This window comes from Haloplanus rubicundus, assembly GCF_003342675.1.
Lineage (GTDB): Archaea > Halobacteriota > Halobacteria > Halobacteriales > Haloferacaceae > Haloplanus > Haloplanus rubicundus.
Genome location: NZ_CP031148.1, coordinates 673,940 through 696,251, shown reverse-complemented (window position 1 = coordinate 696,251; position 22,312 = coordinate 673,940). Strand labels below are relative to the sequence as shown.

Here is a 22,312-nt window from a genome sequence, read left to right as displayed (position 1 = left end):
GAGTTTTTTTCGCCCGCGCCGTTCCATCCTCCCTGCATGTCCCTCCTCCGTCGACTCCTCGCGCTCCGCGGCGAGCGCCCCGGTTTCGTCGCCGTCGCCTGTCTCGCGCTCGCCGCCCTCGCAGCCTATCCCGCCGTCGACTGGTATCTCCGCGCCATCGACGTCGCCCCCCGCTTCGGCTTCTGGGACTTCGGCGCGTACTCCGCTGCCGTCGAACGCTGGGAGGCCGGCGAGTCCCTGTACGTCCAGAACGACGACGGCGGCTACCACGGCAGCTACCTCTACCCGCCCGTCGCCGTCCTCGCTTTCGCCCCCGTCCTCCTCGCGCTCCCCTTCCGGCCCGCCGTCCTCCTGTGGACCGCCGTCACCGTCGCGCTCCTGTGGGTCGCCCTCCAGCGCCTCGCGGCCGCGCTCGGCGCCGACTTCCACCCCCTCGAACGCCTCGGCGCCCTCGCGCTCGTCGTCGGCTTCCACCCCGTCCTCCTCTCGATGAAGCTCGGACAGACGGCGGCCGCGCTCGGTGCCCTCCTCACGTTCGCCGCGTCGGCGTCGCTCCGCGGCCGAGGCTACCTGAGCGGCGCGCTCACCGCCTGCTGTGGCGTGATCAAACTCCCCTACGCCCCCGCCGGGGCGCACCTGCTCGAGGATCGGACGCGCTTCGTCGGCGCCGTCGCCGGCGGCCTCGCGCTCCTCCTCGTCTCGCTTCTCGCCTTCGGCGTCGACGCCCACCGCACCTTCCTCGAGGTGCTCGCGTGGGGCATCGGCGAGGGGACGGCCGCCCGCTCGCCGCGGATCTGGCTCCCGCCGTACTACCGCCCGTTCTACGACGTGCCCTACTCGCTTGCCATCCGCGTCGCCGCCAGCCTCGCCATCGTCGTCGGCGTCCTCCGGGCCGAGGGCGCCACCCGCGAGGTGACCGCCCTCGGCTTCGCCGCCGTCCCCCTCCTCGCGCCGCTCACCTACGCCTACTACTTCGTCGCCGCGCTGCCGGCGGCCGTCCTCCTCGTCGCCGCCGAACTCGACCGCCCGGACGGGCACCCGGCCCTGCCGGTCGTCGGCCTCCTCCTGATCCAGTTCCACTCGTACGGGCTCCGGTGGGCCGGAACCGCCGCCCCCGAGTGGCTCCCCGCCGTCCTCCTCCAACCCGGCCTCTACGGGAACCTCCTGCTCGTCGGCCTCGCGGCGGCCCGGGTCGCCGCCGCCGGCGAGGGGAATCTTACGCGCCGCTCGCTCGCCAGGGTCCGCGGCCAGCGTGGCGACTAGCGGAGCAGCTCGGCCAACTGGTGCCGGCGGCGCTCGATATCGAAATGCGGGTCCAGCCCATCCGCGGTCGCGAGCCGGTCGAGCGTCAACAGCACGTCGGCGCCCGCCCGCTCCGCGTACGAACAGCAGTCGTCGATGGCGTCCCGACGGAGGGCGAGCGAGTCGAGGAGGCCGAGCGCGAGCGCGAGCGCCGCGCCGGCCTCGCCGTCCGGAAACGACTCGTGGACGGCCGCGAACGTCGGGTCGGCCGGGGCGTCGCCGGCCGCGTGCGTCCGAAGACAGGTAGAACAGAGCGCGGCGTACGCGCCCGAGTCGGGGGCGTACGCGCCCGAGTCGGGGGCGTACGCGCGTAAGTCGGCCGGGACGGCGAAGGCGATGGCGTCGCCGCCGCAGGCCGGGCAGGGTATCACGTCGCTCCTCGCGAGGGTGCCGGGTGGCTCACGGCGACGGCTAGTCGTCGGCCGTGACGACTTCCGCTTCCCGTTCGGCCTCGGCCTCCGCCTTCTCCTCTTCTTCCTTTTTCGCCTTGATTTTCTTCAGGCGGAAGATTTCCTCGCGTTCCTGCTCCTCCAACTTCTGCTCGATGTACTCCTTGTTCTCGTGGAGGTCGGGCAGGAGTTTGAACTCCAGGGCGTTGACGCGGCGCTTGGTCGTCTCGATTTCGGTCAGCATCTTCTTCATCGCCGTCTCCACCTCGGCGGCGAGGATGATCGATTCGAGGAGCTCCTCGTAGGCGTCGGCGGCCTCGTCGATGCGGCCCGACGATCCGAGCAGGCCGTAGCCACGCTGATCGAGGCTCTTCCTGACGCGGGAGGACTCGATCTGTGGGACGACCACGCCCATGATGTTTTTCGACTGGGTGGTGATCTCGGGGTGCTCTTTGAGCGCGGCGGCGGCGCCGCGGACGGCCACGTCGCCTTCCATCGCCCGCGCCATGTTGATCTTACGCTGTGCCGTCTGGTAGTTCTCGTCTAAGTCCGCGCGGATATCCTGGGCTTGGTCCAGAATGTCCATGAACTCCATGATGAGGCCGTCGCGTTTCTGTTCCAGCGTGTCGTGACCCCGCTCGGAGAGTTCGATCCGATCCTCGATCGCCATGAGGTTCTTGCGGGTGGGTTTGACGTCCTCGGCCATTGACGGAGAGTTGTGGACCGAGCCTGTTAACCTTTTACTGTTTCCGACCCAGCCCGGCGCCCTCGACCCGATCCATCCACGTCACGACCGCGACGTGTGGGAGGGTCAACACGGCGATGAAGACCAGATACAACGCAGCCAGGAGGCGGGGATCGGTGTCGACGCCGGCGACGACCCCCACCCCGACCAGGAGAACGACCGAGACGGCGGTCAGCGGTGCCGCGTCCCGTCCCGTCCGGGCCAGCGCCGCGAGCACCCCCCGCGTCCGGAACGCCGCGCGGGCGCCGTCGTCGACGCCCATCAGTCGGCCGACGTGTCGGAGCGAGTGCCACACGCAGAAGTAGACGCCGATGGCGACGAGCGGCGGGACGACGAGGAAGTACGCCCACAGGAGCAGCGTCTCGGCGGCGTCGAGTCGCCACCCCGCGGTGTCGCGATAGCCCGCCGCGAGCGTCGCGAGGGTCACCCCCGCGAAGGCCAGCCCGAGCGCCACGCGCGTGTCGGGGGCGACGAGCCACGCCGCTCCGAGGTCCCGGCCGAACAGCGCCACCCACGCGTCGACGACGTCCCGGTACCGCTCCGGGTAGCGCAGAAGAGGGACGAGCATGGGGAGGCCGCCGCGGACGACCACCGTTCCCGCGCGCACGCCCGCGCTTTCGAGATGTGAACTCCCCAGCGCGTCCAGCGCGTACAGGTCGCCCTGTCCCCAGTGGAGCCAGGTCAAGGCGACGAACAGCGCCGCCGACGCGACGGGCGCCACGACCCACAGCGCGGCGTAGGCGCCGCCGAGCAGGAGGTACGCGAGGCCGACGGCCGCCATCGACCGGGGCGTCGTCGGCCGGCCGGCGGCGCGGGTCGGCGCGAGGTGGTCGACGGCGCCGTGTGGCAGGCCGAAAAGGAGCAGGCTCGCCGCCAGGGGGAGATAGCGCAGCCACGCCGGGACGGGGATGGGACCGACCGCGGCGGCGACGAGCGACCCCAGCCCCACGAGGCCGACGGTGACCCACGCGGGACGACAGCCCACCGCGCGCACGAGCGCCGCCAGTTCGGCGTCGCCGCCGGGCGCCGCCGTCCCGCGCACGGTCCGGGTCATCTACGTCGAGTCCGTCTCGGGGTCGATGCCGGCCGGGACGCGGGGCTCCGACACGTCCCGGTCGTCCGCGGCCCACCAGTCCAGCACCCACCGGTAGAGGATCAGCCCCTGCACGACGAAGAGGTTCGTCACGAGGAAGAACGTGGCCTCCTCGACGGGAAGTCCGGCGACGGTGAGGCCGGTCGTGTACCGCTCCGAGAGGACCCAGATGCCGTACTCGATGGCGATGCGGTCGGCGACGCAGAGATACGTCGTGGGAACGAGCGTGCCGAGCGCGACGAGCCGTCGCCGCGCCCAGAGCTGTGGCGCCCCGACCGCCCACTGGAGCGCCAGCACCGGTGCGGCCCAGGCGGTGATCGCCCCGAGGTAGAACGTGGCGTCGCTGCCGAGCAGCGTCCAGCCGACGACGAAGAGGACGCCGGCGAGAGCGGTCGCGACGACCCGCGTTCGGATCGGCCGCGTGACCGACGGCCACTCGGTCGGCAGCGAGAGATGCGAGAGCCAGAGTGCCGTCAGCCACGGCTGTACGAGGATGAAGAGGTACTCCTCGAGCGGCGCGTGCCAGAGCGTGACGAGCGTGCTCCCGTCGCCGTACCACCAGACGCCGGTCGCGATGAGGTAGTTGTCCCACGGCGTCGTGTACACCAAGGCGATGACGGTGATGATGGCGACGCCCGTCCAGTACGTGCGCCCGACGCCGAGCGGGCGGACGGCAGCACTCATCTGCGCCCGACTCACGAACGCCGTCGCGACCATGAGCATCGCGGCCGGGAGCAGGAACGCCAGGTGAAACTGCAGGTACGTTGGTCCAGTCATGGGTATCTTCGTCGTGCCGCCGCCGTGTGATCGTACAGCCGTTCGCCGTTGTCCCCTAAAGATTCTCGGATCGCGCTATCACGGACGGGAATTTCGGCCTCCCGTCCGGCGTCGGTGCGCCGTTCGGACGCCCCGTCTCGCAGGGAGTATCGGAAGTCGCCGGGGACCCTCGCCGGATCGACCCGGCGAGCGTCGCCGGACGGCAACGAGACCCCCTACCTCAGTCGTCGGCCGGTTCGGCCGCCGGCGACGTCGATCCCGCGGCGTCGAGCACTTCGCGGCTCGACAGCAGGATGATACCGAAGCCGACCTTCGCGACCAGGTCGAGCACCATGAAGCCGGCCGTCTCGATGTACAGCGAGATGACCCCGAGCCCCTCGGTGCCGACGATCCACCACACGGGGTAGACGAGCCAGACGACCACGATCAGCGTCCGCAGGGTGCTGAACGTCGACGCCGCGTCACCCGAGAGCCGACTGGCCTTCTCGTCGAGCGAGCCGTACAGCATGTACAGCAGGACGAGCAGGAAGCCCGTCGAGACGCCCCACCAGACCAGCCGCCGCGCGCCCTCGGTGAGCACGCCGGGACCGGCCGAGAGCGTCGCCACGACGCCCGTCCCGATCATCAGCATGTCCAGGCTGACGAGCGACGATAGCTCGTTCCGGCTCGCCCCGGCCAGCAGGCCGAGGTCGATCAACAGCAGCGGTGTGGTGAAAAACCAGTCCGTGTACCGCGCCCAGTAGATCGGTAGCTCCTCGCCACCGACCGTCACCATCGTCAACCCGAAGCCGAGCGCCATCGCGAGATAGTTCACGAACGCGATGGCGGTGATGAATATGGTGACGATGTAGAACTCCTGTCGCCGTTCGTTCGTTTCGCCCCAGCCCCTGGCGATGAAGTACAACATCCCCAGGAACATGCCGAGCGTGCCGATCCAGAGCCAAATCCCCTCGCTACCAGGTTGTGGCATGATGCAGGCAATATTTGACGGTCGATTGGCCTAAGCAGCGTCCCCAACTAGTTGGGCTACCGGTCCAGAATCGCCCCGATGAGCTTCCGCTGGGCCGCGCGCAGGTGCTCGTGGAACGTCGACCGACAGACGCCCATCGCCTCGGCGAGGTCGTCGCCCGTCGCCTCGTGGGGCCACTCGAAGAAACCGCCGGTGTACGCCCGCATCAGGGCCGCGTACTGCCGGTCGGTCAGTTCGTCGCGAAGGCGGGCGACGAACTCCTGGCGCGTCTCTTCGCGTCGCTCGGTGTGTCGGTAGCTGGCCAGATCACCACCCTCGTATCGCTCCAGCACGGCGTCCGCCAGCGACCGCGCCAGCGACTCCCGGGCCACCTCGACGGTGAACCGTGCGACGCTGCTGTCGACGCGTATGTCTCGCAGTTCGGCACCGTGGTCCGCGAGCAGCCCACGGAGGCTGTCGTCCACGATCGACAGTTCGACGAGACAGCCCGTCTCGCCCTCGAAGAGGACGGCGTGGACCGTGACGGCCGTGCCGTCGGCCGCCGCCCGGACCGCCTCGGCCGTCGCGTCCGACAGTTCGAAGAGGCTCGTCGACCGGTCGCGGTCGGCGACGTTCCCCCGGTACGCCAGCCGACAGTCGAGGGCGCCGGCCACGTCGACCAGCGGATGCTGCATGACGGTGAACTGCAGTTCGATGGTCTCCTCGCTTCGGAGCGTCCGCTGGCTCTCCAGCGTGTTGATGCCCGTGGCGACGGTTCGCCCCAGAGACCGAAGGACCGCACGCTCGTGGTCGTCGAACTCGCTGTTGTTCTCGGCGAACACCACGGCGACACCGTACATCGCGTCGCCGTAGTGGAGGGGCACCGCGGCGACGGCCGTCGCCGGCGTCGTCGGGTCGGTACACGCCTGAATCCACACCTGTCGGTCGGTGACCGCCCGCGTGACGGCCACACCGACCGGATCGGTACGGGACTCGTCGACGGCGACGGCGTCCTCGCCCGCTACCTCGTCGTCACCGGTCCAGCCCGCGGCGGCGCCGCGGACGACTGCCTCCTCGGCGGGTTGGTAGGTCCCGATCCACGCACCGGCGTACGTCGCCGCCAACCCTTCGACGACGCGCCGTTCCAGGGCCGACCGCGACCGGGCCTCCGCCACCCCGCTCGTCACCTCGGCGACGACGCCGTTGAGGCGGTCGAGCAGGAGCTCCTGGGCCGCGCGTTCCCGCTCGATTCGGGCCGCCCGGCGGGCCGCCGCCTGCTCCGCTTTCTTGCGTCGGGTCACCTCCTGCTGGAAGCCGACGTAGTAGGTCACCGCGCCGTCGTCGTCGCGGAGCGGTGCGATGGTTACCTCGTTCCAGAACAGTTCGCCGTCGCGGCGGTAGTTCCGGAGTTCGACCGTCGTCGAGGTGTCGTTCTCGATGGCCGCACGCATCTTCGCGACCGGTTCGTCGCGGGTCCCCTCGCCCTGCAGGAACCGACAGTTGCGCCCGACGGCGTACTCCGGGGGGTAGCCCGTGATGCGCTCGAAGGCGGCGTTGGCGTACACCAGCGGCATGTCCGGCTCCGTCGCGTCCGCGATGGTGATGCCGATCGGCGCCTCGTCCATCGTCCGCGTCTTCAACGCCTCGTCGACGGCGTCGGTGCTGGCGGCAGTCGTCGTCTCGCCGCTGGATTCCCCGGGAACGACGGGCGCGCCCACAGCCGTTGAACTCGGCCCCTCAGACATGTCCTGCCGTAGGAACGGGAGATAAAATGACTGTCGACCGCCGAACGATTGCTGTCCGATCGTCAACAAATGGCGGGGGTTTCCGCCGAGATGAAAGAAGTCGCCGTGATCAGTCCGCGGTCGCCTCTTCCTCGACCGCGTCTTCGCGGTAGTGCTCCGCGATGAGCTCCTCGTCGATCCGGTTGAGCTCCTCTTTCGGGAGGTTCGAGAGGAGGTCCCAGCCGATGTCGAGGGTCTCGTCGATGTCGCGGTTGGTGTCGAAGCCCTGGTCGACGAACTCGCGTTCGAACTCGTCGGCGAAGTCGAGATACTTGTTGTCCCGGTCGCTCAGCGCCTCGCGACCGACGATGTTCACCAGGTCGCGCAGGTCCTCACCCTCCGCGTACGCGGCGTACATCTGGTCGGAGACGTCGGCGTGGTCCGCACGGGTGAGCCCTTCACCGATCCCGTCGTCCATCAGGCGCGACAGGGAGGGAAGCACGTTGACCGGGGGCTGGACGCCCTGACTGTTGAGGTCGCGGTCGACGTAGATCTGCCCCTCCGTGATGTAGCCCGTCAGGTCCGGGATCGGGTGCGTGTCGTCGTCGCCGGGCATCGTCAGAATCGGAATCTGGGTCACCGATCCGTCGCGGCCCTGAATCCGACCGGCGCGCTCGTAGAGCTGGGCCAGGTCGGTGTACATGTAGCCGGGGTAGCCACGGCGACCCGGCACCTCCTCGCGGGCGGCACCGATCTCACGGAGCGCCTCGCAGTAGTTGGTCATGTCCGTCAGGATCACCAGCACGTGGTAATCCTTCTCGAAGGCGAGATACTCGGCGGTCGTCAGGGCCATCCGCGGCGTGACCGTCCGCTCGACGGCGGGGTCGTCCGCGAGGTTCATGAAGACGACCGAGCGTTCCAGCGCGCCGGTGCGCTCGAAGTCGTCCATGAACTCGTTGGCCTCCTCGGCCGTGATGCCCATCGCACCGAAGATGACGGCGAACTCGGAGCCTTCGCCACCTTCCTCCTCCTCGGGGACGCTCGCCTGTCGTGCGATCTGGAGCGCGAGCTCGTTGTGCGGCAGGCCGGAGCCGGAGAAGATGGGGAGCTTCTGCCCGCGAACGAGGGTGTTCATACCGTCGATGGCGGAGACGCCGGTCTGGATGAACTCCTCGGGGTACTCGCGGGAGTAGGGGTTGATCGCCGCGCCGACGATGTCCTCGCGCTTCTCGGGTTCGATTGCGGGCCCGTCGTCGATGGGTTCGCCCGACCCGGAGAGAACGCGACCGAGGAGGTCCTCGGTCAGCTTCATCTTCAGCGTCTCGCCCTGGAAGCGGACGAACGCGTTCTTGTCGATGCCCGAAGTGCCTTCGAACACCTGGATGGCGACGAGGCCGTCCTCGGACTCGAGCACCTGCCCCCGGCGGATCTCGCCGTCGGCGGTCTCGATTTCCACCATCTCGTCGTAGCCGATGGGTTTGTCGACCTCGGCGAACACCAGCGGGCCGCTGATCTCGGTGATCGTCTTGTACTCTTTCATCTCAGTACAGCTCCCGGATCTGCTCGGTAATCGAGTCTTTCAGTTCGTCCATGTACGCCTCGTACTCCTCCTGAACGCCGATGCGGTTGATGCGAGGCAGGGCCTCGACGGCCGTGATCTCCTCGACGGGGACGCCGGCTTCGAGGGCGTCGAACGCCTCGTCGTTGAACGTCTTGATCGTCGTGAGGATGAGGTACGTCTTGTCGGGTTCGCAGTAGGTGTCGACGTCGTGGAACGCGTTCTGCTGGAGCCACGCCTCGCGGATGTACCGCGCGATCTCGAGGGTGAGCTGCTGGTCCTCCGGCAGCGCGTCCTTGCCGACGAGCTGGACGATCTCTTGGAGTTCGCCCTCCTCGTCGAGCGTGTCGATCGCCCACTGGCGGACCTCGGCGTAGTCGTCCGCGACGTTCTCTTCGAACCACGGGTCGAGCTGGTCCCGGTAGAGGGAGTAGGACTCGTTCCAGTTGATCGAAGGGAAGTGCCGGCGCTCGGCCAGGTCGGCGTCGAGCGCCCAGAAACACTTCACGATGCGGAGCGTGTTCTGCGTGACCGGCTCGGAGAAGTCGCCACCGGGCGGCGAGACGGCGCCGACCACGGAGATGGAGCCTTCCGTGCCGTTGATGTTCTGGAAGTAGCCCGCGCGCTCGTAGAACTGGGAGAGCCGCGCGGCGAGGTAGGCCGGATACCCCTCCTCGCCGGGCATCTCCTCCAGGCGCGAACTGATCTCGCGCATGGCCTCCGCCCACCGCGAGGTGGAGTCGGCCATCAGCGCCACGTCGTACCCCATGTCGCGGTAGTACTCCGCGATGGTGATGCCCGTGTACACGCAGGACTCCCGTGCGGCGACGGGCATGTTCGACGTGTTGGCGATGAGCGTCGTCCGGGCCATCAGCGGGTTCCCCGTCTGCGGGTCGGGCAGTTCCGGGAAGTCCTCGATGACCTCGGTCATCTCGTTGCCGCGCTCGCCACAGCCGATGTAGACGACGATGTCCGCGTCGGACCACTTCGCCAACTGCTGCTGGGTGACGGTCTTTCCGGAACCGAACGGCCCCGGAATCGCCGCCGTCCCGCCCTTGGCGATGGGGAACAGGCCGTCCTGCACCCGCTGGCCGGTCAGGAGCGGCTCCGTCGGCGTCTGCTTGTCGCCGGCGGGGCGTGCCTCACGCACCGGCCACTCCTGGCGCATCCGGATCTCTTCGCCGTTGTCGAGTTCGGCCACCGTCTCGTCGACGTTGAACTCGCCGTCCTCGATGGCGACGATCTCCGCCGTCTCGCCTTCCTCGAGGGCGCCCGGCGGCACGAGCACCTTGTGCTCGATGGTCACCGTCTCGGGGACGGTGCCGATGACGTCGCCGCGGCCGACCTCGTCGCCCGCCTCGACCGTGGGAGTGAACTCCCACTCCTTCTCCAAGTCGATGCCGGGGGCGTCGACCCCACGGTCGAGATACGGGCTGTTCATCTTGCTCTCGAGCACGTCGAGGGGGCGCTGGACGCCGTCGTAGATGGTGTCCAGCAGGCCCGGCCCGAGGTCGACGGTCAGCGGGTCGCCCGTGTTCTCGACGGGTTCGCCGGGACCGACGCCCGAGGTCTCTTCGTACACCTGAATGGTCGTGATATCGCCTTCGATCTCGATGACTTCGCCCATCAGCCCTTCGTCGCCCACGTAGACGACGTCGTTCATTCGGGCGTCGAGATCGACGGCGGTCACGACCGGACCACTCACGCTGTCGATGATGCCGTCCTCTCGGACGGTCGTGTCTGCCTGACTCATGTTAGTCTTCCTCCATCAGGTCGATACCGATGGCTCGCTTGATCTGCTGGCGCAGGCCGCCGCTGCCGGCGCCGCCGCCGAGGGTGACCAGCACCGGTTCGATGCTGCCCTCGACGGCCTCCCGAGCGGTCCGGGAGAGATGCGCCATGTCCTCGTCGTGCATCACGACGATGCCGACGTCGTCGTCGTCGAGCGTCCGCATGACGGCGTCGTCGAGCTCTTCTTCCTTCTGTTCGTCCGGTACGTTCTCGAACTTCCGCACGCCCGCGAGTCGAAAGCCCGTCGTGAAGTCAGGGCTGCCGATGACGGCGATTTCCTGGCTCATAGGATCACCAGTTCCTCCTCGATCTCCTCCTCGGACAGGCCGGCCTCGCGGCCGCGGGCGATGGCGCGGATGTTGTCCACCTCGCGCTCCTTCGCGAGGATGTAGGAGATGACCGGCGCCACCGACAGCGGGTGGACGAAGCCGAGCCGGTCCGAGTATTCGAGCAGTGCCGCGTCGAGCGCGCGCTCGAGCGAGATGAGGCTGTTCGCCGCCTCGAACTCGTCGAGCGCATCGTCGAGGTCGTCGCCGTACGTGCTCTCGCGGATCGTCGCGACGAGTTCGTCGACGTTCGACGCCAGCGCGTTCAACTGCCCCGCGGTGAAGAGCCGACCGCCCTCGATGAAGTACTCCGAGGGGTCGACGTCGGCGCCGCTCCGGGCCAGCCGGAGCGCGTTCCGGGCGTTCCGGAAGTCGATCTCCGCCTGCAGGAACTCGCGGTACGTCTCGGTCGCCTCGCTGACGACCAGCCCCGACAGGAGCTGTTCGTAGAACACGCGGTCGATTGCGTTCTCCAGCGGGACGAGCACGCCGCTGTCCTCGTAGTCGTCGAACGCCGCACGGAGTGGGTCCGCGAACATCGTCCGGTCGAGCAGGTCGATGGCCTCCTCGATGGAGCCCGCGTCGAGCAGTCGGTCGAGCAGCCGGTCGTCCAGTTCGCCCGCGCGGATGAGGTCCGTCTCCACGCTCTCGCGGTCCGCGCCGGAGTAGATCCCGCGCAGGACCGTCTTGACGTTCCACGCGTCGAACTTCCGGAGATACCGGGCGATCAGGTCGTAGAGGCGGCCGTCCGCCCACGCCAACAGGTCGTTGAAGTGTTTCGCCAGGTTCCGGTTGAGCGCGTACTCGATGAGGTCGACCCCCGAGTGACGCGCGCCGAGCGCGTTGATCTCGCGCTCGTACTCCGACTCCTCCATGAAGCGAGCGATTTCGGCCGGTCCCATGCGGACGAGCTTCCGGTAGTCGTCGTCGCTGAAGAGCGCCGAACGGCGCGACCGGACGCGGGCAGTGACGTACTCGGGGTTCGAACTGCCGGGGCTCGCGCTCATCGCTCGAACAGTCGGTTACTCAGTTCCTTCAAGTTGTCCTCCCAGACCGTCTCGAGGATGGAGTCGAAGGTGTTGTTCACGCGAACCCGCGACTCCTCGCTCTCGACGACGACGCCGCCGAGGCAGTCGTGCTCGCCGGCGACGCTGAAGCCCTCGTACCCATCGAGCAGGTCTTCGAGCAGTTCCTGATCGTCCGCGCGACCGTAGACGGAGACCGACTCCGTCTCCTCGAACTCCTCGGCGGCCGCCTCGAGGAGCGTCTCGGTCAGTGACCGGCGGCGCTCGCCGTCGATGTCGACGATGGCGGCCTCGACCTCCTCGCGGACCTCTTCCAGCGCATCGCGGCGGGCCTCCAGCCGAGCCTGCTTGGCCTCGAGTTTCGCGCTGGAGATCGCCTGTTCGCGCCGCTGTTCGATCTCGCGTTCGACCGCGGCCTCGCGCTCCTCGCGGATCTCCTCCGCGTCGGCCTCGGCGTCGGCGATGATCTCTTCGGCGCGCTCTTCGCCCTCTTCGCGGATGTCCTCCGCACGCGCGCGGGCCTCGTCTCGAATGTCCTCGGCAACTGTTTCTAAACTCATGATAAGCGAGAGGGTGTGTTCAGACCAGGAACACGACGACCAGCGCGAGGATCACGAGGGTCTCCGGCAGGACTGTGAAAATCAGCCCCTGAACGAAGAGATCCTGGTCCTCGGCGACGGCGCCGACGGCGGCCGCGCCGATACCGCGCTCGGCGTACCCCGCGCCGAATGCGGCCAGCCCGACGGCCAGTGCCGCGGCGGCGGTGGGCGGAATGGCCGGTGCCGCTGCCCCTTCTGCCTGCAGTACGACGGATGCCAGCTGCGTTGCGAGTTCGTACATTGTGTATAGTGGTGTGGAGTCCGTTTAGTCGTCTCCGAACATCCCGTAGTTGCCTCTACGACCGTCATAAAGCTTCCCAAACCGATCCGCGAAAATTGCCGAATACGGGAGCGAAACCGGCGTCTACTGGGTCGTCGTCCGGTACGGCGTGACACGGGGGAGCGGATCACGGGGGGAGGCCCCCGCGGCGCTCAGTCTTCGGTCGTATACCGCCGCTCGTAGCCGAACGGCTCGTACTCCCGACCGCCGCCGCCGTAGAACTTCCCGAAGAACTCCACGTACTCGAGACGCACCGCCTGCAGGCCAGCGCTCGTCACGCCGAGCGCGAGGACGAGCGCGTGGCCGAGGACGAGCACGAGGAGGCCGACGATCAGCATCGCCGGGCCGGAGTGAACCAGCCCGCCGAACATGATCTCGGTCACTTCGTGGCCGTGGTACATCGACCCGACTTCGGGCATGTGGCCGAGCCCGAAGTGGAACGCCGCTTCGGGTCCCTCGCCGGTGACGTACACGCCGAAGAACAGCAGGTTGACCGTGAAGGCCATCCCCGCCTTCGCCAGCAACACCGCGGCGATCCGGGTGTACGACAGCGCGTTCACCAGCACGTTCAGGAACTCGATGGCCTCGACGGGTTCGCCCACGACGAGCAGGATCAACCCCAGGAAGAAGGCCCCGAGGGCGAGCAAGCCGACGATCTGTGGGAACCCGTTGAACCCGAGCGCGTAGGTGGCGTGAATCGCCTCGGCGCCCTCCGGCGCGGCGCCCGTGCCGTCGAAGATGGTGAACACGAAGTCGGGCGTGGCGCCGACGAGGTCGGGCGAGAGGATGGCGATCCAGAGCCCGTTCAACATCAGGATCCACGACCCGCTCTCGAAGAGCGCGTGTTTCGCGTCGTGGAGTTCGAGGTTCTCGACGAAGTCGAAGACGTAGCCCACGTTGAGGTGGAGGATGCCCACCAGGATGCTCACGACGAGCCACGTCAGGGCGTAGGACTGCCCTGCGGGCGAGAGGCCCTTCTCCATCGGCGGGTGCGAGAGGCCGAGCGCACCCTCCCAGAAGTACGTCGCGATCAAGTGCAGGCCGAAGAATTCGCCGTAGAGGATGCCAAAGAGCATCGTAAACAGCCCGGCGAAGATCGTGACACCGCCCATGCTCTTGAACGCGTCACCCTCGAAGTTGGAGTAGAGGTAGTACCCGATCAGGGTGTAGAGCGCGCCGTAGCCCAAGTCGCCGATCATGAACCCGAAGAAGGCCGGGAACGTCAGGAAGAGCACGACCGTGGGGTCGAACTCGTCGTACTTCGGCCGGCTGACGGCCTGGGTCAGGATCTCGAACGGCTTGACGACGCCGGGGTTGTTCGGGATGACCGGCGGCGAGTCGTCGCGCATGACGACGTTGCCGCCGCCGTCGGCGCGGATCTCGTCCCCGCCGTCGGTGGCCGCGGTGCCCTCGGCGCTCCCGGCCGAGACGTCCTCGTGGACCTCGCTGCCGTCGGACTTGAACGCCGCGCGCTCCAGCTCCTCGACCTCGGCGTGATCGCCGACGGCGTCGGTGATGGCCGCCGCGAAGTCGGTGTACTCCTCGGTCGGGATCCACCCCTCCGCGACGAACGCGTTGTCGGTCGTCGCGAAAGAGAGCGGCGCCTCCCGTTTCTGGACGTCTATCGAGAGTTTCTCCTCGGCGGCCAGCAGGAAGCCGGCCGCGTCGAGTTTCACTTCCTCCAGTTCGTTCTCGACGGTACGGCGTTTGTTTTCGAGCTGCTGTTGTCGGTGTTCGAGCTCGGTGACGTACTCCTCCGGGGCGCCCTCGGCGTCGGGCACCTCCAGCGCGGTGAAGTCGACGCCGACCAGCGCGTCGGTGAGCACGTCGTCGTCCGCCGTCTCCGCCGGGCGGGCGAACACCGCGACGATGTCGTCCTCGGAGAATATCCCGACGGCGTCGATGCCGTCGGCGTCGACGACGGCGCGCTCGACGGCCTCGCGTTTGCCCTCGCCGACGATCACGTCGAGCGTGTCGTAGCCCGAGAGCAGATCCAGGTCGATGCCGAGCGTGGCGAACGGCTCGACGGCCGCTATCTGCTCCTCGACGTCGCCGAGTTCCGTGCGGATCTCGTCGCGGCGATCCTCGAGTTCGTTGACGCGTTCCCGGATCTCGCCGAGTTCCTCCTCCAACGCCTCGTCGGTGACGATGCGCGTCGGGCCGGCGTCCTCGGCGTCGACGTCGAGGATGCTCTCGATGGAGCGGACCGTCACCAACTTCTCGGAGGCCGTCTCGGCGCCGTCGATCGGGTTGCCCGGTTGGAAGCCGTCCCAGGACCCGTCGTACTCGGTGACGTGGAGCAGGTTGCAGTCGTGGACCGTCTCGACGACGTCGTCCATGACTCCCTTCGATCCCGTCACCGAGACCTTGCTCATTTGCTCAGGTCTGAGCATGCACCGCCTCCTCGAACTGTGTGATGGCGTACTCGACGGCCTCGTCCATCTGTGCCTCGGCCTGGGCGATGAGTTCCTCGCGGGCCGCCTGCCCCTCCTCGCGAAGCTCCGTCGCCTCGGCTTCGGTCTCCGATTCGGCTTCCTCGAGGCGGCGTTCGGCCATCTCCTCGGCCTCCTCCTCGGCCTCGGCGCGAATCTCGTCGGCGCGCTCACGCGCCTCCGCGATCCGATCGTCGCGGTCCCGTTCCGCCTCCGCGACGATCTCCTCGGCCTCCTCCTCGGCCGCCTTGATTCGTTCGAGAACCTCTGGTCTCGGCATACTACTGATCGTTGGAAACTTGCGCAATCGGCATATAAGGTGTTTGCGGAACGGTGCTGCCGGATCGGCGCCGACCTCACTCCGTCAGCGGGAGGGCAACCCCGAACACGAGCGGCGAGAGCAAGAAGAGGGCGACGCCGAGGACTTCGGCGTCGAACAGCAACGTCGCCTCCCACGCCGGGAGTTGCAGACCCATGGCGTGGGCGCCGAGTTCGCCCGCGGCGCCCACCGCGAACAGACAGAGGCCGAGGAGCGTCCCGCGTTTCGCCAGCGTCGGGTAGTCCAAGTCGCCGTAGCGTCCGGTCATATCGGCTTCGGATCGGCCGACTCGACGCAAGAGCCTTTCGCTTCGGCGAACCGAAAGAGCCACAACCGCTGCCGACCTGCGAACCCCATGACCACCACACTCCTCGAACTGCTCCCCCAACTGCTCGAACTCCTGGCGTTCGGCGTCGGGAGCGTCGGGCTCTCCGTGTTCGGTCTCTACGTCGAACGCTTCGCGCTCGCCACCGCCGAGAGCGGGCAGGTCAAACTCGGCGCGTGGATGGCGTTCGTGGGCGCGATGGCCTTCTACTTCGCCTACCTCATGAGCACCGACAAGTTCCAGCCGAAACTGGCGGCGGTGCGGAAGCAACTGGCGGACTGAGCGGCCGGGGATCGGAGTCTACCGGTGCCGCGCTACTCGCTACTCCCACCTTTTACTCGCTCGCTTCCCTCGCTCGCAAAAGCTGGACCAAAACCTACGCCAGCGGCGTCCGTTCCACCACAGTGCCGTCGACCGTCGGATACTGCTCGACGATTTCGCCCTCGCCCACGTCGCCCTCGTCGACCATCTCCTCTAGGAGCCACCACGCGAGTTCGACGTGGTCGGATTTGACGGTGTAGAACTCCTCGGGCACGCCGAGTTCGCGCAGGCGCTCCTCGGTGACCCACGTCTTGCCGTAGACGAGGGTGCCGTCGTCGGTCACCTCGTCGAACTCCCGACGAATCTTCCGGGCCATCCGCTTCAGGCGACGGCGGTGCTGGGCGGCGTCTTTGAACACCGAGGTACAGAAGTAGACCCGGTCGTGGTCGCCCATCACGTCGAGAATCTCCTCTTTGGGCGACTCGACGGCGCTCATGTGGCCCTCGCGGAGGTCGTAGCCCTCCGCCTGCATCCGGCGGTAGTTGCCGTCGGACATCTCGAACTCGTTGATGTTACAGAAGTCGGCGGCGCCCTCGTCGAGGAACTCCAGAAATTCGGGTTCGGCACGGATGCCGGGAATCTCGAACGCCGGCGTCAGTCCTTCCTCGCGGGCGATGTGGAGGATGTCCTCCCACTCGGTGCCGTGGAGGTCCCCCCACAGGTCGAGCGGCGGGTGGAAGCGAATCTCGTCCAGACCCGCTTCGGAGAGGCGGCGCATGTTCTCTCGACCGCCCGTGATGCCGGTGTAGAGGTGGGTGTGGTGGTCCTCGCCGAACTCGTCTTTCAGGAGGGAGAGGTAGTGACAGGTCCGGTCGAGGGCCTCCTGGGGTTCGCCGCCCGTGATGGACGTACCGAGGGCGTCCATCCGATGGGCCTCGGTCAACACGTCCTCGTCGCTCTCGACTTGCCGTTCGTTGGCGTAGACGGTGTCGACGTTCTTGCGGTTCTCCCCGAGCGGGCAGTAGAAACAGTCACGCTGGTCGCAGTAGCCGTAGACGAACAGCACCATCTTCCCGCCCTTGGCGCACTGTTCACAGCCCTTCGAGATCATTCGTTGTCGGGAAATCGTCCCCGAGGTGGGAAAAGCCGTCGGTACGGATCGAACCAACCGTTTAGGGTCGTCGCTCGCATACCGGGAGCCATGCCGTACGATCCCGATTCCACGGCGGTCGTCGTCGTCGACATGCAGAACGGGTTCTGTCACCCCGACGGGAGCCTCTACGCCCCCGCGAGCGAGGCGGCCATCGACGACGTGGCAGCGCTCGTCGATCGCGCTCACGACGCGGGCGCCCGCGTCGTCTACACCCGCGACGTGCATCCCCCCGAACAGTTCGACGACGCCCACTACTACGACGAGTTCGAGCGCTGGGGCGACCACGTCCTCGAAGGCTCGTGGGAAGCCCGACTCGTCGACGAACTCGACGTACGTCCCGGCGACCACGTCGTCGAGAAACACACCTACGACGCCTTCCACGAGACGGAACTCGACGGCTGGCTCTCGGCGAGGGGTATCGACGACCTGCTCATCTGTGGCACCCTCGCCAACGTCTGTGTCCTCCACACGGCCGGCAGCGCCGGTCTCCGGGACTATCGGCCCGTCCTCGTCGCGGACGCCATCGGCTATCTCGAAGAGGACGACCACGAGTACGCCCTCGCCCACGCCGACTGGCTGTTCGGCGAGACGACGACCCGCGACGCCGTCGACTTCCTGCCGACCTGCTGAGCGTTTTAGTAATTGTTAATATTCGAGCGGTGTTGAGTTAATACATGACCGTCGTCAGTATCTCGATGCCCGAGGAGTTGGTCGAGCGAATCGATGCGTTCGCGGACGAACACGGCTACACCGGCCGGAGCGAAGTCGTCCGCGAGGCGTCGCGGAACCTGCTCGGCGAGTTCGAGGACAAACGACTGGAGGACCGCGACCTCATGGCCGTCGTCACCGTCATCTTCGACTACGAGACGACGAGCGTCGAGGAGCGGATGATGGGCCTCCGACACGACTACGAGGGGCTCGTCGTCGCCAACTTCCACAGCCACGTCGGCTCCCACTACTGCATGGAGCTGTTCGTCCTCGAAGGGCAGTTGGAGACAATCTCGACGTTCGTCGGCAAGATTCGGGCGACGAAAGACACCCTCAGCGTCGACTACTCGGTGATGCCGGTCGACGAGTTCGGGCCGTTCGCGTCGCCCGAGTAGGGGTGTCTCGGCCGTCTACTCAACCACGAGGGCACCCTTCGCGCCGAGCGAGTGGTGGGGCGCACAGGCGTAGCGGTAGACCCCCGGCTCCTCGAACGTGTGTTCGAACCGCACGCCGGGGTCCGTCTCCACCGCGCTCCCGATGTCGGCGTCCTCGAACGAAATCTGGTGGGGGCCGCCGGTCCACACCCAGCGGACCGTCGTCCCCGCCGACACCCGGGCCGCGGGCGGCGAGAAGGTGAACTCGCTCTCGCCCTCGGCGGAGCCGACGGTGACGACGGGCGAGGGGTAGTCCCGCCAGTCGACGACGGTGCCGTCGTAGATGTTCACGTCCGCCAGCCAGTCGTCGACGGCCGGGTAGTCGCTCGACGGCGGGTCCGCGACGACGACGGCGCCGTACATGCCGTCGTCCCGCGACGGCTCCGAGACGTACCGGTACGTCCCGCGGTCCTCGAACGTGTGCGAGAACGTCGTTCCGTGGGCGGAGACGGGGCCACCGCTGTCGAACGCGCCGTCGACGGCGACGACGTTCGCCGGGTCGTCGTGGTCGCTCCACTCCCACCGGACGGTCGTTCCCGGCGGGACGCGGATGCCTGCCGGATCGAACGCCGCGCCCTCGTGGTGGGTGCCGCGATACTCGCCGACCGTCACCGTGGGCGTGTCGTCGGGACCGTAGCGCTCGATCACCCCCTCGTAGCCGTTCGCGTCCGCCAGCCAGTCGTCGAGACAGGCCGCGTCCGCGTGCTCGTTCGTCGCGGAGGGTTCTTCACCTCGTGCCAGACAGCCGGCGAGGGCGCCGGTGCCGACGAGGGCGGTGGTCACGAACTCGCGCCGGGACCAATCGGACGGATCGTGCATCGGGTTCACACCTCCCCTCGAACTGTCCGCCGAAGGAGGATCGACCCCGTCCCGTGTTCCCGGACGCCGGGAATCGCCGAAACCACCCCCGGACGGTTTTTGTGTCCCGCTCGCCATCCACCCGCATGACCGAACTCCGCTATCTCCCCGACGACGACGACGTGACCGAGTTCGAAGCGACGGTCGTCGAGACGGCCGACGACTACGTGATCCTCGACGGGACCCACTTCTACCCCGGCGGCGGCGGACAGCCGGCCGACCGCGGGACACTCTCGTGGCCCGGCGGCGAGGCGGCCGTCGTCGACGCCCGGAAGAACCACGGCGACGTGCGACACTACGTCGAGGACGTGACGGGGGGACTCCCCGAAACCGGGACGACCGTCACCGGCCGGATCGACGCCGAGCGCCGCGACCGCCTCACCCGCCTCCACACCGCCCAGCACGTCGTCTCGCGGGTCGTCCTCGACGAGTACGGGGCGGCGACGGTCGGCAACGGCCTGAGCGTCGACGGCGGGTGGGTCGAGTTCGAGGGCGACGACGTCGGCGACGTGGCCGAGATCGAACACCTGACGAACGCCGCTATCGACCACGACCTCGCAGTGCAGAAAGCCGAACGCCCCCGCGCGGCCGTCGAGGACGCGGTGCCGGAGGGGCGGGCACAGCTCGATCTGATCCCCGATCACGTCGATCCGATGCGCGTCGTCGAAATCGAGGGCTTCGACGTCTGTCCCTGCGGCGGCACGCACGTCGACGCCCTCGGCGAGATCGGAACCGTCCGGATCACGGGGTCGTCGACCGCGGACGGTGCCGTGCGGATCGAATTCGACGTGGTAGCCTAACGCCCGCGGACGGTTCGGCACGGACCGCGCCCAGGCCCCCCGATCGCTTGTGCGTCGGGCGCGTACCCACGGTAGACGCCGGATCATACGTCGCCGGTGGCGACGGCGCCGGCGACGACTACCATGGAAGCGGACAGCGACGGAGGGTACGAAGCGGTGTATCGCGCGGCGATGCCGTCGGTGACGTCGATTTACGTCTCGTACCCCGACACGAACCACGGCGGCGGCGCCGGGTCGGGGTTCGTCTACGACGCCGACGGTCACCTCGTCACGAATCAACACGTCGTCGGGGGAGCGAGCGAGGTTGACCTCCGGTTCGCCGAGGGCGACTGGCGGGTCGGCCGCGTCGTCGGAGCCGACGCCTACACCGACCTCGCGGTGATCCGCGTCGACGACCTGCCGGCGTACGCGACGCCGCTCCCCGTCGCCGAACGGGCGCCGCCACCGGGCCGGCCGGTCGCCGCCCTCGGCAACCCCCTCGGCCTCGACGGGACGATTTCGGCCGGCATCGTCAGCGGGACGAACCGCTCGATGCCGACGGGCCGGGGCTTTGCCATCCCCGACACCGTCCAGACCGACGCGCCGATCAACCCCGGCAACAGTGGGGGACCGCTCGTCACCCTCGACGGCGTCGTCGTCGGCGTCAACCGCGCGACTGCGGGCGAGAACATCGGCTTCGCGGTGTCGCCGCTCCTGCTCCGACGGGTCGTCCCCCGGCTGATCGCGGACGGCCACGTCAGCCACCCCTACATGCGGGTCCGGACCGTCGACGTCTCGCCCACGGTGGCCGAGGCGAACGGCCTCGACGAGCCACGGGGCGTCCTCGTCGTCGACGCGTGGTACGGGCCGGCCGGCACCGTCCTCGCGCCCAGCGACCGGACGACGCGGGTCCGGGGTCGGGAGGTGCCCGTCGGCGGCGACGTCATAGTGGGGATCGAGGGGACGCGGATCGACTCCCACGAGGCGCTGGTCCGCTATCTCATCACCGAGACGGAGCCGGGCGAGACGGTCGAACTGCGGGTCGTCCGCGGCGGCCGTGAGACGAGCGAGCGCGTCCGACTGGAGGCGCGACCGGACCCCGACGACGGCGCGGACGGCCGCCGGCGACGGCTCCGGGGACGCTGATCGAAAGCGACGCATCCAAACGCCCCGCCGCGCTACGGGTCTCCAATGGACGTTCGGTTTCTCGGCGGCGCCCGCGAGGTCGGCCGGAGCGCCATCCTCGTCAACGACCGCCTCCTCCTCGATTACGGCACGCTGACCGGGAACCCGCCGCAGTTCCCGGTGGCGGCACCAGACCCCGAGGCGGTCGTCGTCAGCCACGGGCACCTCGATCACGTCGGCTCCATTCCGTCCTTGCTCTCCGGCGACCGCCGCCCGCCGATCCACTGGACGCCGCCGACCCGCGAACTGGCGCTGACGCTCGCCCGCGACACGCTCAAACTCCACGGGGGCACGTACGACTGCCCGTTCACCGAGGAGGAGGTGCGCCGCGTCACGCAGGTGTCGGAGACCCACGGCTACCGCGAGACGTTCACGGCCGCGGGTCACGAAATCACCTTCTACAACGCCGGCCACATTCCCGGGAGCGCGCACGTCCTCGTCGACGACGGCGAGACGCGCCTGCTGTATACGGGCGATTTCCACCTCGACGACGCGTCCGCGGCCGACCACCCCGGCGGTCAGCGACTCGTCGCGGGAACGACCGCCCGCCCCGACGCCGACGTCGTCGTCTGCGAGAGCACCTACTCGGACGTGGAACACGGGGACCGGGCGGAACTGGAGGAGCGCTTCGCCGAGAGCGTGCGGACGACCCTCTGGGAGGGCGGCACCGTCGTCGTCCCCGCCTTCGCCATCGGCCGCACGCAGGAGCTGCTTCTCGTCTGCGAGGCGTACGACATCCCGTGTTACGTCGACGGCATGGGCAAGCGGGTGACCGAGATGCTCCGCCGGCATCCGGAGTTCGTCCGCGACGCCGACGCGCTCGGCCGCGCGAAGTCACACGCCCGCTTCGTCACCGGACGGGACGGCCAGCGCCGACGGATCGCGGACCAGAACGTCGCCATCGTCACGACCAGCGGGATGCTCTCGGGTGGTCCCGCGATGACGTACATCCCCGAGGTGCGGGACCACCCCGTGAACAAGATCACCCTCACCGGCTACCAGGTGGAAGGGACGCCCGGGCGCGACCTGCTGGACACCGGCAGCGCCGAACTCGACGGTCGGGTGATGCCCGTCGCCGCACGGGTCGAATCCTACGACTTCTCCGCGCACGCCGACGCCGACGGACTCCGAACCTTCCTCGATTCCTACCGCGACGCGACGGTGCTCGTCAACCACGGCGACCGGTGTGTGGCCTTCGCCGACGACCTGACCGCCGACGGCTACCGGGCCGTCGCGCCGGCGGTCGGCGAGACGGTGTCGGTCGGCCCCGCGACGCTGGAGCGGCAGGCCTGAGCGCGCC

The 22,312-nt window shown here is 68.3% G+C and carries 24 protein-coding genes; 7 read left to right on the top strand and 17 right to left on the bottom strand.

The genetic code is table 11. From position 1 onward, the window contains the following. Positions 1–36: 36 nt before the first annotated feature. Positions 37–1,263: a glycosyltransferase family 87 protein gene (locus tag DU484_RS04400; protein ID WP_114584971.1), complete on the top strand. Its 1,227-nt coding sequence runs from the start codon at positions 37–39 to the stop codon at positions 1,261–1,263. Here the strand turns inward: DU484_RS04400 and DU484_RS04395 are convergent. From DU484_RS04395 to DU484_RS04325, 15 genes are all read right to left on the bottom strand, one after another. Continuing rightward, positions 1,260–1,673 (bottom strand): DUF6276 family protein, encoded by a 414-nt coding sequence (locus tag DU484_RS04395; RefSeq protein ID WP_316043103.1) that lies wholly within the window; start codon positions 1,671–1,673, stop codon positions 1,260–1,262. The two genes, DU484_RS04400 and DU484_RS04395, sit on opposite strands and share 4 nt — an antisense overlap. Before the next feature lie 40 nt (positions 1,674–1,713). After that, positions 1,714–2,397, bottom strand: coding sequence for a V-type ATP synthase subunit D (locus DU484_RS04390; protein WP_114584970.1), 684 nt, complete (start codon positions 2,395–2,397; stop codon positions 1,714–1,716). A 34-nt stretch (positions 2,398–2,431) separates the two neighbouring features. Further along, entirely contained in the window at positions 2,432–3,490 is a 1,059-nt protein-coding gene (locus DU484_RS04385) for a Brp/Blh family beta-carotene 15,15'-dioxygenase (RefSeq protein ID WP_114584969.1), read from the bottom strand. Beyond that, positions 3,491–4,306: a lycopene cyclase domain-containing protein gene (locus DU484_RS04380; protein WP_114584968.1), complete on the bottom strand. Its 816-nt coding sequence runs from the start codon at positions 4,304–4,306 to the stop codon at positions 3,491–3,493. Positions 4,307–4,526: 220 nt separating this feature from the next. Then, the gene (locus DU484_RS04375) at positions 4,527–5,276 is read right to left on the bottom strand and encodes a bacteriorhodopsin (protein ID WP_114605199.1); all 750 of its coding nucleotides are present in this window, start codon (positions 5,274–5,276) and stop codon (positions 4,527–4,529) included. 56 nt (positions 5,277–5,332) lie between these two features. Next, complete coding sequence (locus tag DU484_RS04370) at positions 5,333–7,000, bottom strand: bacterio-opsin activator domain-containing protein (protein WP_114605198.1); 1,668 nt, start codon at positions 6,998–7,000, stop codon at positions 5,333–5,335. A 109-nt stretch (positions 7,001–7,109) separates the two neighbouring features. Beyond that, positions 7,110–8,519 (bottom strand): ATP synthase subunit B, encoded by a 1,410-nt coding sequence (locus DU484_RS04365; RefSeq protein ID WP_114584965.1) that lies wholly within the window; start codon positions 8,517–8,519, stop codon positions 7,110–7,112. A gap of 1 nt (position 8,520) precedes the next feature. Beyond that, entirely contained in the window at positions 8,521–10,290 is a 1,770-nt protein-coding gene (locus tag DU484_RS04360; protein WP_114584964.1) for an ATP synthase subunit A, read from the bottom strand. 1 nt (position 10,291) lies between these two features. Next, positions 10,292–10,615, bottom strand: coding sequence for a V-type ATP synthase subunit F (locus tag DU484_RS04355; RefSeq protein ID WP_114584963.1), 324 nt, complete (start codon positions 10,613–10,615; stop codon positions 10,292–10,294). Continuing rightward, positions 10,612–11,661, bottom strand: coding sequence for a V-type ATP synthase subunit C (locus DU484_RS04350; protein ID WP_114605197.1), 1,050 nt, complete (start codon positions 11,659–11,661; stop codon positions 10,612–10,614). Before DU484_RS04350 ends, DU484_RS04355 begins: the two co-directional genes overlap by 4 nt. Continuing rightward, positions 11,658–12,239, bottom strand: a complete 582-nt coding sequence (locus DU484_RS04345; RefSeq protein ID WP_114584961.1) for a V-type ATP synthase subunit E — start codon at positions 12,237–12,239, stop codon at positions 11,658–11,660. The genes DU484_RS04350 and DU484_RS04345 overlap by 4 nt, the downstream gene beginning before the upstream one ends. Before the next feature lie 19 nt (positions 12,240–12,258). Beyond that, a complete protein-coding gene (locus DU484_RS04340; protein WP_049934937.1) occupies positions 12,259–12,519 on the bottom strand; it encodes an ATP synthase subunit K in 261 nt (86 codons plus the stop codon). A gap of 191 nt (positions 12,520–12,710) precedes the next feature. After that, a complete protein-coding gene (locus DU484_RS04335; protein ID WP_114605196.1) occupies positions 12,711–14,951 on the bottom strand; it encodes a V-type ATP synthase subunit I in 2,241 nt (746 codons plus the stop codon). Beyond that, positions 14,938–15,270 (bottom strand): ATP synthase archaeal subunit H, encoded by a 333-nt coding sequence (ahaH, locus tag DU484_RS04330; protein ID WP_114605195.1) that lies wholly within the window; start codon positions 15,268–15,270, stop codon positions 14,938–14,940. Before ahaH ends, DU484_RS04335 begins: the two co-directional genes overlap by 14 nt. A 76-nt stretch (positions 15,271–15,346) precedes the next feature. Further along, the gene (locus tag DU484_RS04325; protein ID WP_114584958.1) at positions 15,347–15,577 is read right to left on the bottom strand and encodes a DUF7860 family protein; all 231 of its coding nucleotides are present in this window, start codon (positions 15,575–15,577) and stop codon (positions 15,347–15,349) included. Positions 15,578–15,664: 87 nt separating this feature from the next. Between DU484_RS04325 and DU484_RS04320 the strand changes: the two genes are divergently transcribed. Beyond that, positions 15,665–15,916, top strand: coding sequence for a hypothetical protein (locus tag DU484_RS04320; protein ID WP_114605194.1), 252 nt, complete (start codon positions 15,665–15,667; stop codon positions 15,914–15,916). 94 nt (positions 15,917–16,010) lie between these two features. Here DU484_RS04320 and DU484_RS04315 read toward each other — a convergent pair whose 3' ends face one another. Further along, on the bottom strand, positions 16,011–17,006 hold the full coding sequence (locus DU484_RS04315; protein WP_114605193.1) for a radical SAM protein: 996 nt from the start codon (positions 17,004–17,006) through the stop codon (positions 16,011–16,013). 90 nt (positions 17,007–17,096) lie between these two features. On the opposite strand from DU484_RS04315, the gene DU484_RS04310 reads away from it, so the two are divergent. Next, positions 17,097–17,678, top strand: coding sequence for a cysteine hydrolase family protein (locus DU484_RS04310; RefSeq protein ID WP_114584955.1), 582 nt, complete (start codon positions 17,097–17,099; stop codon positions 17,676–17,678). Positions 17,679–17,722: 44 nt separating this feature from the next. Then, the gene (locus DU484_RS04305) at positions 17,723–18,151 is read left to right on the top strand and encodes a CopG family ribbon-helix-helix protein (protein WP_114584954.1); all 429 of its coding nucleotides are present in this window, start codon (positions 17,723–17,725) and stop codon (positions 18,149–18,151) included. Between the two features lie 15 nt (positions 18,152–18,166). On the opposite strand, the gene DU484_RS04300 is transcribed toward DU484_RS04305, so the two are convergent. Then, positions 18,167–19,009, bottom strand: coding sequence for a halocyanin domain-containing protein (locus DU484_RS04300; RefSeq protein ID WP_114605192.1), 843 nt, complete (start codon positions 19,007–19,009; stop codon positions 18,167–18,169). A 125-nt stretch (positions 19,010–19,134) separates the two neighbouring features. Here DU484_RS04300 and DU484_RS04295 point away from each other — a divergent pair, with 125 nt between their 5' ends. The 3 genes from DU484_RS04295 to DU484_RS04285 all read left to right on the top strand — a co-directional run bounded on the left by DU484_RS04295 (position 19,135) and on the right by DU484_RS04285 (position 22,305). Next, positions 19,135–19,848 (top strand): alanyl-tRNA editing protein, encoded by a 714-nt coding sequence (locus tag DU484_RS04295; protein WP_114605191.1) that lies wholly within the window; start codon positions 19,135–19,137, stop codon positions 19,846–19,848. Positions 19,849–19,971: 123 nt separating this feature from the next. After that, entirely contained in the window at positions 19,972–20,973 is a 1,002-nt protein-coding gene (locus DU484_RS04290) for a S1C family serine protease (RefSeq protein ID WP_114584951.1), read from the top strand. Positions 20,974–21,018: 45 nt separating this feature from the next. Next, positions 21,019–22,305, top strand: a complete 1,287-nt coding sequence (locus tag DU484_RS04285) for an MBL fold metallo-hydrolase (RefSeq protein ID WP_114584950.1) — start codon at positions 21,019–21,021, stop codon at positions 22,303–22,305. Positions 22,306–22,312: the final 7 nt, after the last annotated feature.